Annotated in this window: 15 protein-coding genes; 8 read left to right on the plus strand and 7 right to left on the minus strand. The window is 51.4% G+C overall.

Annotation, left to right across the window (positions count from 1 at the left end; all coding sequences use genetic code 11):
- Nucleotides 1-92: 92 nt before the first annotated feature.
- Both G8768_RS08275 and G8768_RS08280 read right to left on the minus strand, forming a co-directional pair.
- A complete protein-coding gene (locus G8768_RS08275) occupies nucleotides 93-1,514 on the minus strand; it encodes a protein adenylyltransferase SelO family protein (RefSeq protein ID WP_166848602.1) in 1,422 nt (473 codons plus the stop codon).
- A gap of 69 nt (nucleotides 1,515-1,583) precedes the next feature.
- On the minus strand, nucleotides 1,584-2,858 hold the full coding sequence (locus G8768_RS08280) for a TonB family protein (RefSeq protein ID WP_166848599.1): 1,275 nt from the start codon (nucleotides 2,856-2,858) through the stop codon (nucleotides 1,584-1,586).
- Nucleotides 2,859-3,000: 142 nt separating this feature from the next.
- On the opposite strand from G8768_RS08280, the gene G8768_RS08285 reads away from it, so the two are divergent.
- The 3 genes from G8768_RS08285 to G8768_RS08295 all read left to right on the plus strand — a co-directional run bounded on the left by G8768_RS08285 (nucleotide 3,001) and on the right by G8768_RS08295 (nucleotide 5,380).
- Nucleotides 3,001-3,159 carry a hypothetical protein gene (locus tag G8768_RS08285; RefSeq protein ID WP_166848597.1) on the plus strand — a complete coding sequence of 53 codons (159 nt, stop codon included), beginning with the start codon at nucleotides 3,001-3,003 and terminating at the stop codon, nucleotides 3,157-3,159.
- A 355-nt stretch (nucleotides 3,160-3,514) separates the two neighbouring features.
- Entirely contained in the window at nucleotides 3,515-4,948 is a 1,434-nt protein-coding gene (locus G8768_RS08290) for an FAD-binding oxidoreductase (RefSeq protein WP_166848595.1), read from the plus strand.
- 12 nt (nucleotides 4,949-4,960) lie between these two features.
- Nucleotides 4,961-5,380, plus strand: coding sequence for a GNAT family N-acetyltransferase (locus tag G8768_RS08295; RefSeq protein WP_166848593.1), 420 nt, complete (start codon nucleotides 4,961-4,963; stop codon nucleotides 5,378-5,380).
- Between the two features lie 95 nt (nucleotides 5,381-5,475).
- On the opposite strand, the gene cysZ is transcribed toward G8768_RS08295, so the two are convergent.
- The 5 genes from cysZ to gatC all read right to left on the minus strand — a co-directional run bounded on the left by cysZ (nucleotide 5,476) and on the right by gatC (nucleotide 9,967).
- Entirely contained in the window at nucleotides 5,476-6,270 is a 795-nt protein-coding gene (gene cysZ / locus G8768_RS08300; protein ID WP_243749378.1) for a sulfate transporter CysZ, read from the minus strand.
- A gap of 59 nt (nucleotides 6,271-6,329) precedes the next feature.
- Nucleotides 6,330-6,626, minus strand: a complete 297-nt coding sequence (locus G8768_RS08305; RefSeq protein ID WP_166848591.1) for a PA4642 family protein — start codon at nucleotides 6,624-6,626, stop codon at nucleotides 6,330-6,332.
- Between the two features lie 106 nt (nucleotides 6,627-6,732).
- Nucleotides 6,733-8,187, minus strand: coding sequence for an Asp-tRNA(Asn)/Glu-tRNA(Gln) amidotransferase subunit GatB (gatB, locus tag G8768_RS08310; RefSeq protein WP_166848589.1), 1,455 nt, complete (start codon nucleotides 8,185-8,187; stop codon nucleotides 6,733-6,735).
- Between the two features lie 12 nt (nucleotides 8,188-8,199).
- Nucleotides 8,200-9,654, minus strand: coding sequence for an Asp-tRNA(Asn)/Glu-tRNA(Gln) amidotransferase subunit GatA (gatA, locus tag G8768_RS08315; RefSeq protein WP_166848587.1), 1,455 nt, complete (start codon nucleotides 9,652-9,654; stop codon nucleotides 8,200-8,202).
- Between the two features lie 31 nt (nucleotides 9,655-9,685).
- Nucleotides 9,686-9,967, minus strand: coding sequence for an Asp-tRNA(Asn)/Glu-tRNA(Gln) amidotransferase subunit GatC (gene gatC, locus G8768_RS08320; protein WP_166848585.1), 282 nt, complete (start codon nucleotides 9,965-9,967; stop codon nucleotides 9,686-9,688).
- A 630-nt stretch (nucleotides 9,968-10,597) separates the two neighbouring features.
- Here gatC and G8768_RS08325 point away from each other — a divergent pair.
- The 5 genes from G8768_RS08325 (at nucleotide 10,598) to rng (ending at nucleotide 15,324) form a co-directional block, all read left to right on the plus strand.
- Nucleotides 10,598-11,632: a rod shape-determining protein gene (locus tag G8768_RS08325; RefSeq protein ID WP_166848583.1), complete on the plus strand. Its 1,035-nt coding sequence runs from the start codon at nucleotides 10,598-10,600 to the stop codon at nucleotides 11,630-11,632.
- Nucleotides 11,633-11,717: 85 nt separating this feature from the next.
- Nucleotides 11,718-12,587, plus strand: a complete 870-nt coding sequence (gene mreC / locus G8768_RS08330) for a rod shape-determining protein MreC (RefSeq protein WP_208020094.1) — start codon at nucleotides 11,718-11,720, stop codon at nucleotides 12,585-12,587.
- On the plus strand, nucleotides 12,588-13,079 hold the full coding sequence (mreD, locus tag G8768_RS08335; RefSeq protein ID WP_166848581.1) for a rod shape-determining protein MreD: 492 nt from the start codon (nucleotides 12,588-12,590) through the stop codon (nucleotides 13,077-13,079).
- 92 nt (nucleotides 13,080-13,171) lie between these two features.
- Nucleotides 13,172-13,783 carry a Maf family protein gene (locus G8768_RS08340; protein WP_166848579.1) on the plus strand — a complete coding sequence of 204 codons (612 nt, stop codon included), beginning with the start codon at nucleotides 13,172-13,174 and terminating at the stop codon, nucleotides 13,781-13,783.
- Nucleotides 13,784-13,845: 62 nt separating this feature from the next.
- Nucleotides 13,846-15,324: a ribonuclease G gene (gene rng / locus G8768_RS08345; RefSeq protein ID WP_166848576.1), complete on the plus strand. Its 1,479-nt coding sequence runs from the start codon at nucleotides 13,846-13,848 to the stop codon at nucleotides 15,322-15,324.
- Nucleotides 15,325-15,327 lie beyond the last annotated feature (3 nt).

The following is a 15,327-nucleotide window of genomic DNA, read 5'->3' on the forward strand; positions in this document are numbered from 1 at the left end:
CTATCGGCCAATTTGTCCGCAGCTTAAGGGGAAATGGAGAATAATTTTGCTCTACAGGCGGGGCCTGCAGAGGTGCGGGTTGCTAAGTGGTACTAACTGGAACAGCTCAGGCAAATGCCTTTTTCATCGCTCTGGGGAGCAAGATCAAATCCAAAATCGTTTGCTTGTTTTGCAAATGGGGACGAGATGCAATCAAACAGGCGCTCCAAAGGTAAGTCGTCACCTCGGCTGGACGCCTCGATGACCAACTGCAAATGATGGCTGCGAGGCAGATAAAGGGGATTACGGGCATCCATTCGATCGGCGATTTCTTCAGGGGATTGCCCGTCAATGCGGCTACGATAATCCCTGAGCCAGTTTTGAGCGTCTTCTGACTCGGCCAAAGCGTTGAACGAAGCCTGCCACTCGCCATCGCGAAGATAGTCGGCCAGAGCCCGAAAGCTCAGTGTGTAATCCAATTGATTGGTGGCCAATATATTCAGCCAGCGTTGACTCAGGGAGACGTCTTTTTCTTCCAGGCCTTGAATTCCCAATCGTCGATTCAGGCCCGTTTGGTATTCGCTGGCCAATTGTTTCTGGTAGCCCATGAGGCTGTTTTTCAATTGATCTTGATCGAGCAAGGTGGACAAAGCGTAAGCCAGGGCATTGAGGTTCCAGAGGCCGATGGCAGGCTGTTGGGAAAAACGGTAGCGGCCATGGGTATCGGAATGGTTGCAGATAAATTCCGGATCGTAATCATCCAGAAAGGCGTAGGGCCCAAAATCAAAAGTCTCGCCAATAATGGACATATTATCGGTGTTCATCACGCCGTGGTTAAAACCGTAAACCTGCCAGGCGGCAATCATAGTGGCGGTATTGGTCACCGCCATATCCAGCAGCGCTTGATAGTCACCTGGATCTTTAAGGGGCAAATAACGCTCTAAGCAATAGTCTGCCAATTCCCTTAATTGCTGATATTTTCGCTGGTAAAAAAATTCTTCGAAGGAACCAAAGCGAATGTGACTTTTGGCAACCCGGATGATACTGGCAGCGTATTCCGGTGTTTCTCGCATGACTTCTTCTGTACTGCTGAGCAGACAAAGACTGCGACTGCTTGCGATGCCGAGTGCGGTGAGGCTTTCTCCAATCAGATGCTCGCGCAAGCTGGAGCGCCAGACGGCACGACCATCGCCGAAACGTGAGAAGGGGGTTTGCCCGGCGCCTTTTAAATGCCAATCCCAAAGCTCGCCGTTTTGATCTCGCCACTCGCCCAGTAATAAGCCTCGACCGTCTCCGAGTTGGGGATTAAAAGAACCAAACTGATGGCCTGAGTATTTCATGGCTAGGCCCTGGCAATGAGCGGAGGCAATATCCTGCAATGTCGATTGATTTTCGACGATTGCATCCATGCCCAGTTCTTTTGAAAGTCGACGGTTAATATGGCGCAGTCGGCCATCGCGAAGTGCTGCGGCTTTTACCGGGCGGGCAAATTCGACTCCTAAGCGTGCGAAGTCCTGTTGCAAAAAATTGAGCATGAAAAAAGGGCCTGGAGATAAACAACAGGCCCTATTAAATCACAATGTTTGGTTTTGCGCGTTGCTTGTCTAATCTGGCAAGCGGTAAACAATTGGCAATGTGAAGCGGAATTCTTCCTGCGACATGGTTTCCGGCATTGGTGGGAAGGGTGAGGCGTCTTCAATAGCCCTTTGTGATGCGCGGTTTAATGTGGCGTATTTTGAAGCTTCCAGAATCTCAATGTTGCGTACGTCACCGTTGCGATCAACAACCAGTTCAAGCTGCACGCTACCTTGTTGTTCACGAACAATAGCTCGCTTGGGGTATTTCACATGCTGGTAAGCCCACTTCACCAGTTTTGAGTGATACAGCTGACGATTGAGCAGTGCCTCAGCAGTTAATTCGGCCGAAATGTCTTCGCCTTCATCGAGTTCCTCTTCGTCCAGTTCATCGGCGCTGATGATGGCTGCTTGTTCCTGCTGCTCCGGTGAGGCGGGCTCGGGTTCCGGGGCTTCTTCGGTGGGTTGCTCAGCACTGGCCAGTTGAATATTGGGCTTGGCAATCAGAGGTTGTTCAATCACCGCTTCAGTTTGTGTGCTTGCCGCGATGTCACTGGCCGCGGCTCGGGCTTCGGGCTGCTCAGGCTCTGGTGCAGATTGCTGTTGAGGAACGGCGGCACTGGTTTGTTGTGTGCTTACTGCCTGGGCCGGTGCAGCGCTTTCCTGACTCTGGTTGATCACCTGAGCGAGTTGTTCGGTACGAGCGGCATCCGGTGTGATGGTTACGAAACGGGCATTTAAATCTTCGCCGACATTACCATTGACCAACAATTGGGACTTAAAGCTACTAGAGAAAGGCACAGATCCCAACCAGCTGTTCAGCAGGGTTTTAAAGAAACCGTCTTGGTTAATCTCGCCCAGTTTAATGCCGTTCAAGCTGATTTCGGTGGTGCCGGTTCCCTTGCGGTGAATCACCAGGTGGTCGCCCGTGCGCAGGGTACGTTTTACCAATTTGGAAAACTGCACCATCGCATTGGCTTGCTCGGTGAGCACCGATGGCGGATTGTTGATCGCCATGCTCTCGATCCACAGCTTGGTCAGGCTGCGAGAGGACAAGCGCTTGGCAGTCACCCGCATTTCCATTTTCTGTGGTTCGGATGAATTCAGAATCGCAGAGGGATCATTGCTGGTTCCTGTCAAATAAAGGCCAGCCAAAAATCGTTCTTTGCCCAGTTTGTTATAGCTTGCGATACCGTTAAGAAGCTGGTCGGCAGAGCTTTGAACGCTCATTCCCAAGCAAAGAATAGGGGTTGCCGCATAGACGCCGATTCGGCGCAGCAGGCATGAAGGCGATAAACTGGTCACTTTAGAATCCATTTTATTATTTAGTACAACGTCAGCGGCGCTAGCCACTGCAAGTATCATACGATCTTCAAATTAATGCGATGTCACTTTCTTTAGGCGACAAACTCTACTGGTTTTTGCCAGGTATTCAAGGAAATATCGCATGTTTTTATTGGCAAAAAACGCCACGGGGCTCGCTGCAGCGCGGATTTCGACCGATGGCTCCGGCCGCTTATCAGCTCCACCAGAGCCAGCGAACCGCATCTTAAAAGCCGCAAGCTTGCTGGGGTTTTTGTTCGTCTATGTTGCCAATTTTTGCTAATGCCCGGGGTGATCATTGCCGCCAGGTTTGCCCTTCGTGTATCGATGGCTCTTGTTGTTTGACGTTTACCTTAGCATCAACCTCAGTCGTGATGTAAGTCACAGGAAGGCTTGAGTGACAATGGATGTTTTTGACGTCAGTGTGGGGCGCGGTACAAGACGCGAGTGAGCTGTCGGCTGAGGCGCCTGGCCTGTCGATGCTTCCGCGCTTTGGCACTTGCCTTGTGGCGCCTGGAAAGGGAGAATATCCGCCCTTCGGCACGGTCATTCGCCGATTGAAACGCCAATAGCCAGCGGTTGATCATTAAACCCAAGAAATAGGGTAAGCCGCGCAATACCATAGCAGTGAGTCTTTTATGTCCAACGTAGCCAGCGATTTTATTACCGAACCCAATGATGAGCGCCGCCAGCAGATCGCTAAACAGCTGGGTGAGTTTATCGATCCCGATAAAGTTCGAATTGATGAAGAATCCTTGCTGGGGCATGGCTGTGACTGGACCAAACTGTATAAGGTGAACCCCTTGGCCATCGTTTTTCCAAAAACGGTTGAGCAGGTTCAGCAGTTGGTAAAATTTGCCCGAGCTGAAAAAATTGCTCTGGTGCCTTCCGGTGGACGTACCGGTTTGAGTGGTGGTGCCGTAGCCAGTCAGGGTGAGATCGTGGTTTCTTTCGACTATATGAACCAGATGTCGGATTTTAACCCGGTGGATCGTACTGTGGTTTGCCAGCCGGGGGTTATTACCCAGCAGTTACAGGATTTTGCAGAAGAGCAGTGCCTGTACTATCCCGTGGATTTCGCGTCGGCGGGTTCGAGTCAGATCGCAGGGAATATTGCGACCAATGCTGGTGGTATCAAAGTTATCAAGTATGGCATGACCCGGGATTGGGTTGCTGGTATGAAGGTGGTTACCGGCACAGGTGAATTGATCGATCTGAATAAAAACCTGCTAAAGAACAACACGGGTTACGATTTACGTCATTTGTTTGCGGGTTCTGAAGGCACTCTGGGCTTGATCGTGGAAGCGACCATGCGTCTAACTCAGCCCCCAAAGGATCTCTCGGTATTGGTATTGGGTGTGCCGGAAATGGCTGCCATTATGGAAATCCTGCGAGCTTTCCAGAATCGCATGCCTTTGACAGCATTTGAGTTCTTTTCCGAGTCCGGCTGCAAGTTAACCACGGCCCACGGTTTGCAACGCCCCTTTGAAACCGAAACTCCGTTTTATGTTTTGATTGAATATGAAAATCAATCTGAGCAAGATGCTGAAACCGCCATGGAAGTTTTTGAATACTGCATGGAGCAGGGCTGGGTTGTAGATGGTGTGATTTCTCAAAGCGAAAGCCAGGCGGAAAACCTTTGGGCGTTGAGAGAAAATCTTGGTGAATGTTGTGCGCCATTCACCCCCTACAAAAATGATATTTCCGTAACCACTTCACAGGTGCCGGGTTTTCTGGAAGACATCGATGCCGTAGTGAGTCAGGCCTATCCGGACTTTACGCTGGTTTGGTGGGGCCACATTGGTGATGGCAATTTACATTTAAATATCCTGAAGCCCGAGGGCATGGAGAAAGAAGAATTTTTCAGCAAATGCCAGGCAGTGAATAAGCAGGTATTTGAAATTGTTGAGAGATATCAAGGCTCCATTTCCGCCGAGCATGGCGTTGGCCTTGTGAAGCGCGATTACATTCAATACACCCGCAGTGATGCCGATGTGGCTTTGATGCAAGGCATTAAAAAAGTCTTCGATCCAGATAATATTATGAATCCGGGGAAAATCTTTCAGAGTTAAGGCCCTGGATCTGTGAATATCGAAGTCAGCGATGATAAACAGCGATTGGATATCGATAAAATTCATCGCTTTCTGTGTGACCACAGTACCTGGGCACAAGGGATTTCCAAACCTCTCGTTGAAACATCGATTGAGCATTCCGTTTGTATTGCCGCTTATGACGATGAAGAGCTGATCGCTTTTTGTCGCATCATCACGGATTGTGCAACCTTTGCAAACTTGGTGGATGTTATTGTTTGGCCAGAATATCAGGGGCAGGGAATTGCGACGCAGCTAATGCAAGCCGTGATGGATCATCCTTCGGTTGCCGATGTTCGACGTTTTACTCTGGCGACATCCAATGCCCATGGCCTGTACGAGAAGTTTGGATTTGCGCCGCTCCATAAGCCGGATACGTTTATGGAGCGTTATCGACCCGACATCTATTCCTAGCGCTTGCTGAAAACAGCATCGGATCTTTCATTTTTAAGAACGTATTTTTATACGTGTCTTTAAGGCGAGTGTTTTAACCTACTGCAGGGTAATGGTTAAAGCTTGCTGATATCCGGCAGCTCCGACATGGGGTTTTGACGCAATTCTTTTAACCAGTACAAAGTGCCACCGCAAACGGCTGCGGGTAAAACAATGATGTTCAGCAGGGGAATCATTGCTCCCAGTGTGCCCAGCCCACCGAGACCGTAAGTGCTGTATTTGTTTTCCCAAAGTTGGCTGCGCAGATCTTTAAAGGCGACTTTGTGGTTGTCCGCCGGGTAATCCACATATTGCACGGAAATGGTCCAAATCGCCCAGGCAAAGCTCAGAACCGGTACAAGCAGGTTCAGCAGGGGGATAAAAGACAGCGCCAGCAGGCACAGCATAACCGCCAGTCCACGCGTGATGAAGTACCACAGCTTGCCCATTTCTCGCCATATTGTGCGGGGAATCATCTGGGAAAGTGGCTCACCCTGAATGGATTCTCCTGTGACAAGCTCTTCCACTTTTTCGGCGAGGATGCCGTAGAACGGCGCTGCAATAATATTGGTCAACAGACTGAAGCTGTAGCCATAGAGCAGCAATACCATCACCACCGCAATGCCGACCAGAATATTCGCTAAAAAGCTCAACCACTCGGGCAGATAGCTGGTCAGCCACTCCGTTGCCGCAGCAAACTGCGCAAACAGGGCAGCCGTCGTTACCATAAAGATAAGTATGTTGACCAGAATAGGGATCAGAACAAATATCCGCAGTTTGGGATGCAGCATCAGGCGCGCGCCATTCAGCAGGTAGTGCGCGCCACTGTGGACATTGTTACTGCCGGTGGTCATTGGTGCAGGTGAATTCATAGAGCTTAAATCCTGTGGTCTTGGTGTCCTGTTAGACGGCGAAAACCGGGGCTTGGGATTCAGGCGGCGCCATGGGCTTTCAGGCTGGCAATATACTCGTCACTTTGTTTGTGTTGAGTAATCAGCTTCAGCAGACTGTCACCATCCGTATTGAGGGCATTAACGTTGCGTCCTTCAGCGACAAACATGTCCAGAAAGGTCGCAAAGTTTTCAGATTTCATGCCGCGATAGGCTTTTTCCAACAGGTAGAAATCGGTATCAACGCCGGCGGGGGCTTCGAAATCCAAAAAGGTACGGATGCGATCCTCGTCAAAAACTTCGCCCAGTACTTTCTGTTTGTCTTTTTTTAAACTCATGCTATTTCTCTTGATAGGGATATCGGCTTACGGGTATCGGCTAATATCGTGGCCAGGTGCATTAGGCCGCACTGTGGAAGCTGCGGCGCTTGTTGTTTTTTGAGTCTTACAATAACTCGTTCAGCTTTTTCAGCAGAATCTCATTAATGGCTTTCGGGTTGGCTTGGCCTTTTGAAGCTTTCATGATCTGACCCACAAAGTAGCCCATCATTTTCGGGCGCTTGTCCGGGTCGGCATTGCGATAGTTATCAACCTGCTTCTGGCTGTTGGCAATCACCTCATCGGCCATTTGTTCAAGGGCGCCGGTGTCGGAAACCTGCTTCAAACCTTTCGCTTCGATAACCGCATCGGCACTATCGCCTTCACCGTTCCAGATGGCTTCAAACACATCTTTGGCGATTTTGCTCGAGATGCTGTCGTCTTTAATGCGACTGATGATGCCTGCCAGTTGTTCCGCATTGACTTTGCTTTGGCCAATGCTTAGCTCGTCGTTGTTAAGCTTGCTGGAAAGATCGCCCATAACCCAGTTGGCAACCAGCTTCGCGTCGTTACAGGCTTTGGTGGCCGCTTCGAAATAGTTGGCCATGGCCATATCGCCACTCAGAATGTCGGCGTCGTAATCGGACAGCTGGTAATCTTCCTTAAAACGTTCACGGCGAGCTTCAGGAAGCTCCGGCATGTCCGCGCGAATGGAATCAATGTAGTCGTCATCCAGCTCAACCGGCAGCAGATCCGGACAGGGGAAGTAGCGATAATCGTTGGCTTCTTCCTTGGAACGCATGGAGCGAGCCACTTTGGTATCGCCATTGTAGAGGCGAGTTTCCTGAACAATGTCACCACCGTTTTCCAGTACATCAATCTGGCGTTCAACTTCCAGAAGAATGGCTTCTTCCATGAATTTGAAGGAGTTGAGGTTTTTGGTTTCGGTGCGGGTACCCAGCTTTTCTTCACCTTTCGGGCGCACAGAAACGTTCACGTCGAAGCGCATTGAACCCTGGGACATTTCACCATCACAGATGCCGAGAGAGGTCACAATGGAGTGCAGCTTTTTAGCAAAAGCCACGGCTTCTTCAGCATTGCGCATGTCCGGTTCGGTGACCACTTCAATCAATGGTGTGCCTGCGCGGTTAAGGTCGATGCCACTCATGCCGTGGAAATCTTCGTGCAGGGATTTGCCCGCATCTTCTTCCAGGTGGGCGTGGTGGATACGAACGGTTTTTGTGCGTCCTTCTCCGAGGTTCAGTTCCACCTGACCGGCGCCCACAATCGGCTGTTCCAGTTGAGTGGTTTGATAGCCTTTGGGCAGATCCGGGTAGAAATAATTTTTACGCTCGAAGAAAGAGCGTTTCCCAATCTCTGCATCAATGGCCAGGCCAAACATAATCGCGTAGCGATAAGCCTGTTCATTCACCACTGGCAAGGTGCCAGGCATAGCCAAATCAATGGCGCAGGCCTGGGTGTTGGGCTCGGCACCAAAGGCGGTGCTGGCGCCGGAAAAAATCTTGGTTTGGGTGGCCAGCTGCACATGCACTTCCAGGCCGATTACGGTTTCCCATTGCATTATGTCAACTCCTTAAGCCACGTTCGGGGCGGTTTGGCGGTGGAAATCAGTTTGCTGTTGATACTGGTGAGCCAGATTCAACAATTGGCCTTCTCGCCAGTAGTTGGCCGTAACCTGCAAGCCAACCGGTAAACCATTCACAAAACCGCAGGGAATTGAAATACCTGGCAAACCTGCCAGGTTAGTTGCTGTGGTGTAAATGTCTTCGAGGTACATGGACACCGGATCTGTGTTCAGACTGCCCAGTTCAAAAGCGGTGGAGGTGGCCGTTGGCCCCATGATGACATCCACTTCTTCAAACGCATTCATAAAGTCCTGCTTGATCAGGCGGCGAACTTTTTGGGCCTTGCTGTAATAGGCGTCGTAATAACCTGCGGACAGAGCGTAAGTGCCCACCAGAATGCGGCGTTTTACTTCTTCACCAAAGCCTTCACTGCGCGAGCGTTTGTACAGGTCCATCAGGTCTGCGGGATTTTCACAGCGGTAGCCGTAGCGTACACCGTCGAAACGCGACAGGTTGGCGGAACACTCTGCGGGGGCAATCACATAGTAGGCCGGTACGGCCAGTGAGTTGTGAGGCAGTGTGATCTCTTTAATGGTGGCGCCCATGGTTTCAAACTGTTTGATCGCTGCCTGAATGGTACTGGCGACATCGCTATTCAGGCCTTCGCCGAAATATTCTTTAGGCACACCAATGCGCAGACCTTCGAGGGGTTTGTCGAGCAGGGCGCTGTAGTCTTCGATGGGGTGATCCATGCAGGTGGAATCTTTTTTATCGAAGCTGGCCATGGCCTGCATCATGATCGCGCAGTCTTCGGCGTTGCGCGCAATCGGGCCACCCTGGTCCAGGCTGGAGGCAAAGGCGATCATGCCCCAGCGAGATACTCGACCGTAAGTGGGCTTCAAACCGGTTACTCCACACAGTGAAGCTGGCTGACGAATTGAGCCGCCGGTATCGGTCGCCGTTGCGGCCGGGGTGAGCAGTGCAGCAACAGCGGCTGCAGAACCACCGGAAGAGCCACCCGGTACGCGACTGGTATCCCATGGGTTTTTCACGGCGCCATAAAAGCTCGACTCATTGGTTGAGCCCATGGCGAACTCATCCATATTGGTTTTGCCCAGACTAACAGCGCCAAGGCGATTGAAATTTTCGACGACGGTGGCGTTGTACGGAGGCACAAAATTATCCAGCATTTTGGAGCCGCAGGAGGTTTTTACGCCATCGGTGCAGAAGATATCCTTGTGTGCCATGGGAATGCCACACAACACTGAGTCATCACCCTGGGCGATACGCTCATCGGCGGCTTTTGCCTGGTTCAGAGCCTCTTCGGCCGTCACCGTAATAAAACTGTTGTAGGCGGGGTCGAGTTGCTGGATGCGATCCAGATAGTGTTGGGTCAGCTCGACGCTGCTGAAAGTCTTGTCGCGCAGGCCTTTGGCCAATTCACGAATGGTCAACTGATGCATATTGAATCCTAATGTCAGAAGCGGCTGCTAATTAATCGATAACCTTGGGAACAAGGTATAAACCCTGCTCGGCTTCCGGAGCGATAGCCTGGAATTGCTCGCGTACGTTCTCTTCACTCACTTCATCTTTACGCAGGCGCTGCTGGGCGTCCTGGGGGTGAGCCATTGGGGCGATGCCGTCGGTGTCGGCGTTTTGCAGCTGGTCGACCAGGCCCAGGATGCCGTTAATGCTCCCGGCTACCTCGGCCGCCGTTGTTTCGTTGATATCCAAACGAGCGAGATTGGCCAGTTTGGCGATGTCTGATTGATCCACGCAAGGACTCCAGTGTCATGGCTAAGAATATGCTTTATGGGGCCGTTCCGCGCTATGGCAAGGGCAGCCCCGCAAAACCCCCTATTGTGCCAGATTGAACTGCAATTACCGAGCCCCGAAGCGGAATTTGTGGCAAGCCGATCATAACGCCGATATTGGCGGAGTTCCCGCCGTCAAATTGCCCGGTCGTGATGTGATGCCAAAGGGGGCGAAAAAATACCCAATTTGCGGCTTCTTGCTGAGAAATAACCCCTGTCCGCCAATTGTTTCTTGCCCTAAACACAGACGATTGATAGAGTGCGGCAACTGTGGGCGTCGTCTATCTTCGCCAATGATCGGCAGGGGAAATCACCACCGATTAAGTGCTTGGCTGGCCTGGCTTGAAGGGGGAAATTGCGGTCTGTTCCGTAGCCACCGATGGCATCGCTAAAAAGTCATTTTTTAGCCAGTTTCAAGTGCGCAGAGAAGCGCCAGGAGTGCGCGCAGAAAGAATACAAAAACACCCGGAGTTTCAGGGGCCTGTGTGAGCTGTTTGGCAGTCTGGAAACAAGTTTGGGAACTACTGGGTGCTGGCAGACTCAATCTGCAGATAACAAAGAATTTTAAGACTATAAAAGGTGTAAACAACCCATGTTAAAAGGCCTTCGCGGAATGTTCTCAAACGATTTATCCATCGATTTGGGAACAGCGAATACCCTCATCTACGTGCGTGATCGGGGAATAGTATTGGATGAGCCTTCAGTAGTGGCTATCCGTCAGCACAATGGGCAAAAGATAGTGGAGGCTGTCGGGGTTGAAGCAAAGCGTATGCTTGGACGTACCCCTGGGAATATCACCGCCATTCGTCCTTTGAAAGATGGTGTGATTGCAGATTTCCAGGTTACGGAAAAAATGCTCCAGCACTTCATCAAGAAAGTTCATGAGAATAACTGGTTTCAGCCAAGCCCAAGGGTTTTGGTGTGTGTGCCATGCCTGTCTACTGAAGTTGAAAAGCGAGCTATCCGGGAATCGGCGCTCGGCGCGGGTGCCCGTGAAGTTCGCCTGATAGAAGAGCCAATGGCGGCAGCGATTGGTGCTGGCTTGAAAGTGGAGGAAGCCAGCGGTTCGATGGTTGTGGATATCGGTGGGGGTACCACCGAAATTGCGATTATCTCCCTGAACGGTGTGGTGTACTCCGATTCTGTACGAGTGGGTGGTGACCGTTTCGACGAAGCTATCGTGAATTATGTGCGTCGCAACTATGGCAGTGTGATCGGCGATGCGACGGCCGAGCGCATCAAGCAGGAAGTCGGCTGTGCCTATGCCGGCAGCGAAGTGCGCGAGATCGACGTTCGCGGTCGAAACCTGGCTGAAGGTGTGCCACGCAGCTTCACCCTGAACAGCGATGAAATTCTGGAAGCACTGCAGGAAACCCTGGCCGGTATTGTGCAGTCTGTGAAATCCGCGCTGGAGCAATCTCCACCGGAACTGGCCTCGGATATCGCCGAGAGCGGTATCGTGTTGACCGGTGGTGGCGCCTTATTGCGTGATCTGGATCGCTTGCTGGCCGAAGAAACCGGCCTGCCTGTTATCGTAGCGGAAGATCCGCTGACCTGCGTAGCTCGCGGTGGTGGCAAGGCCATGGAGCTGATGGACAGCCGCAATATCGATCTGCTCTCCAGCTAAACAGTTAGAATACGGAGCCCGACATCGTGTCGGGCTTTTTGATTTAGGGCTCGACTGAGCCCTGTGTTTATCGCCCGACTTTTGCTTGGGCTATCGGCATAGGAATACGGCCATAAAACCGCTATTTAATAAAGGCCCATCCAAGGCATTGCGTGCATTTGTGCTGGCGCTAATCGCCGTCGCCCTCATTATCGCCAGTCGCTTTTTCAGTCCTTCCATGCAACCCGTTAAAGATAGGCTTGATGGCTTTGCCTTGGGGTTCTATTGGATCACCGATTTACCTAACCGCTTCAATAACTGGCTGGACGATTCCCTGGTTTCCCGCGAAGAACTGTTGGAAGAAAACCGTTCCTTAAAAGGCGAGCGCCTGATTCTTCAGCGCAAATTGCAGCAGTACGCCACCCTGGCGGCAGACAACGCTCGTCTTCGTCAGCTGATGAATTCGGCGGAGTTGGTGCAGGATCGCGTCTTGATTGCTGAGTTAATCGGTGTCTCCCCGGACCCTACCGAGCAGGTAGTGGTGGTTAATAAGGGCAGCGAGCATGGTGTATTTATTGGCCAGCCTTTATTGGACGCCTTTGGGCTGATGGGGCAGGTGATTGAGGTGAATCCCTATTTCAGCCGCGTGTTGTTGATTACCGATGCCAGTCACGCCTTGTCGGTGCAGATTAATCGTAATGGTGTGCGCGCCGTTGCCGAAGGCACTGGTGATTTGTACGAACTGAAATTACGCCATGTTTCCAATACCATCGACGTGAAGGTGGGCGATCTCCTGGTCAGTTCCGGTTTGGGGCAACGTTTTCCAGTGGGTTATCCGGTGGCAGAAGTGGTTTCTATTCTGCATGACCCCGGGCGCGCTTTCGCTACGGTTATTGCCCGTCCAAAAGCCCAGCTTAATCGAAGCCGCCATGTGCTGTTGGCCTTCAGCGGTCAGCGCAATGAAGGTCGCCCGTAGATGGAAGGCGGTAAAGTCGGCAACAGCTGGTTTATTGGCTTTAGCTTCCTCTGTGCACTGGTCTTGATGGTGTACCCACTACCAATCGACTGGCGCTGGTTGCGTCCCGAGTTGCTGTGTTTGTTGGCTATCTATTGGGTGCTGCGCTTTCCCCAGTTACTGGGTGTCGGTATGGCTTTCCTGCTCGGTCTGGTTCAGGACATTGTTCAGGGCAGCTTGTGGGGCCAGCATGCTTTGGCTTTGGTGGTGACGATCTATATTACCCAGCTGACGATACACCGTTTGCGCACCTATGGAACTCTGCAGCAATTGATGTGGGTATTTCTGCTGGTGTTTATGCATGAGCTGTTTCTGTATTGGGTTTCCATGCTGTTGGGGCGTGAGGCCCTGTTTTCTTATTTCTGGGCGCCCGCTGTGATTTCCGCATTACTTTGGCCACTCCTGTGTCATGCTTTGGACAAGCTGTGTTGGGTGTTGCGAGTGGGGGTTTAGCCGAGGCGCAATTTTCGCCCGGCTGTTATACTGGGGTACCCACTAACACTGGCCCCTGGGCCCAGGCTGACAGAAGCGACTGACGTACTACCATGAGCTCAAAACCCTTAATTCTGGCGTCTCAATCGCCACGCCGGGCGGAATTGTTGCGCCAGATTGGAGTGGAATTCCGCGTGCAAACGGCGGACATCGATGAAAGCCCAATGGCCAAGGAGCTTCCCTTGGTTTATCTGCGCAGAATGGCGGAATCCAAGGCTCGCGCGGTGCAGTCCACCTTAAATCCCGATCAACAGAATTCATCCCCTGTTATTCTTGCTGCTGACACTATTGGTGATCTGGATGGCGAGGTGCTGATCAAGCCCCGGGATCGTGACGATGCCCTGGCCATGTTGCAACGCATGTCGGCTCGCGGCCATACCGTCGCAACAGGTGTTTGTGTGTTATCCGGGGATAAATGTGACTATATTGAGGTCAAAACCCAGGTGCGCTTTCGTGCCTTGAGCGAGCAGGAAATTTTACGCTACTGGGACAGTGGTGAACCCAGGGACAAGGCGGGTGCCTATGGCATTCAGGGCTTGGGAGCTGTTTTTGTGGAAAGTATTGAAGGTAGCTATAGCAACGTTGTCGGCTTGCCGCTGTGTGAAACAGCCAGTCTTTTGCAAAATGCCGGAGTGGCGTTTTGGCAGCCGCTCAACGCAGATTGAGGCGAGAGATCTGAGTCAGCAAATACGATAGTGCACTCGAAATTAATGTATAAGGAAAACGTGTGAGCGAAGAATTACTGGTCAATGTATCGCCGACAGAAACCCGAGTGGCTCTGGTTGAAAATGGCTTCGTACAAGAAGTGCATATTGAACGTACCCAGGCTAAAGGTTATGTCGGCAATATCTACAAAGGTAAGGTTGTTCGGGTATTGCCGGGTATGCAGGCCGCGTTTGTCGATATTGGCTTGGAGCGTGCCGGTTTTATTCATGCGGCCGATATAGCCCCTCTGGATGAAGAGGGCATGGAAGAGCGCGGTGCGGAAGTCGCGGATATTCGTTCGCTGGTTCGCGAAGGGCAGGAGCTGATTGTACAAGTCACCAAAGACCCGATCAGCAGCAAAGGCGCTCGCCTAACAACACATCTTTCCGTTTCTGCCCGCTTTCTGGTGTATATGCCGTTTACCCGTCACACCGGAATTTCCACCCGTATCGAGGACGAAGCTGAACGTGAGCGTTTAAAAAATCTGGTACAGGAAGTTGATGCGGATATTCGCGAGCAAGAAGAGGGTGGATTTATTGTCCGCACCGTTGCTGAAGGTGTGAATAAAGAAGAAATCGCGGCAGATATTATTTTCCTGTATCGCCTCTGGCAGGATCTCAGCAAGAAAATCAAAAATCACAAAGCGCCAGCCGCCGTGCACGAAGATTTGCCGCTGTTTATGCGCACACTGCGCGATCTGGTGAAACCCGATTTGGAAAAACTGCGTATCGATTCCCGCGAAGTCTATGGCAAGATGCGCGACTTCGCTGAAGATTATGCGCCCGAAATTCATGACAAAATTGAGCATTATCCTGGCGAACGACCGCTGTTCGACCTGTACAGTGTTGAAGAAGAAATTCAACGCGCGCTTGGCGAAAAAGTGGCCTTGAAATCCGGTGGTTATTTAATCATTGAGCAAACCGAGGCCATGGTCACCATTGACGTCAATACCGGCGCCTTTGTGGGACATCGTAATCTCGAAGAAACCATTTTTAAAACCAATCTGGAAGCGGCTACTGCCATTGCCAGGCAGCTGCGCCTGCGTAATCTGGGTGGCATTATTATTATCGACTTTATCGATATGAACGATTCCGAGCACCAGCGTCAGGTGTTACGTACTCTGGAGAAAATGCTGGAGCGGGACAACACCAAAACCAGTCTCACCGGCGTATCGGAGCTGGGGCTGGTGGAAATGACCCGCAAGCGCACTCGTGAATCCCTGGGGCAAAGTTTATGTGTTGCCTGCCCGGTCTGTGAGGGGCGTGGCACGTTAAAATCTCCCGAAACGGTTTGTTATGAAATCTTCCGGGAAATTCTGCGCGAAGTTCGAGCCTACAACACGGAGGAAATTGTGGTGCTGGCTTCGCAATTGGTGATTGATCGCCTTTTGGACGAAGAATCGTCCAATGTAGCGGATCTGGAAGAATTTATTGGCCGAACGATCAAGTTCAAGGTTGAAGCCATATATCACCAGGAACAGTACGACATTATTTTGGTTTAAAGT

The sequence above is a fragment of the Pseudoteredinibacter isoporae genome (genome assembly GCF_011602085.1).
GTDB lineage: Bacteria > Pseudomonadota > Gammaproteobacteria > Pseudomonadales > Cellvibrionaceae > Pseudoteredinibacter > Pseudoteredinibacter isoporae.

Bases quoted from the DNA above. Each gene is read 5' to 3' on its own strand.
- G8768_RS08275 (WP_166848602.1), bottom strand. From the start codon at position 1,514: ATGCTCAATTTTTTGCAACAGGACTTCGCACGCTTAGGAGTCGAATTT.
- G8768_RS08285 (WP_166848597.1), top strand. From the start codon at position 3,001: ATGTTTTTATTGGCAAAAAACGCCACGGGGCTCGCTGCAGCGCGGATT.
- G8768_RS08290 (WP_166848595.1), top strand. From the start codon at position 3,515: ATGTCCAACGTAGCCAGCGATTTTATTACCGAACCCAATGATGAGCGC.
- cysZ (WP_243749378.1), bottom strand. From the start codon at position 6,270: ATGAATTCACCTGCACCAATGACCACCGGCAGTAACAATGTCCACAGT.
- G8768_RS08305 (WP_166848591.1), bottom strand. From the start codon at position 6,626: ATGAGTTTAAAAAAAGACAAACAGAAAGTACTGGGCGAAGTTTTTGAC.
- gatB (WP_166848589.1), bottom strand. From the start codon at position 8,187: ATGCAATGGGAAACCGTAATCGGCCTGGAAGTGCATGTGCAGCTGGCC.
- gatA (WP_166848587.1), bottom strand. From the start codon at position 9,654: ATGCATCAGTTGACCATTCGTGAATTGGCCAAAGGCCTGCGCGACAAG.
- G8768_RS08325 (WP_166848583.1), top strand. From the start codon at position 10,598: ATGTTAAAAGGCCTTCGCGGAATGTTCTCAAACGATTTATCCATCGAT.
- mreD (WP_166848581.1), top strand. From the start codon at position 12,588: ATGGAAGGCGGTAAAGTCGGCAACAGCTGGTTTATTGGCTTTAGCTTC.
- G8768_RS08340 (WP_166848579.1), top strand. From the start codon at position 13,172: ATGAGCTCAAAACCCTTAATTCTGGCGTCTCAATCGCCACGCCGGGCG.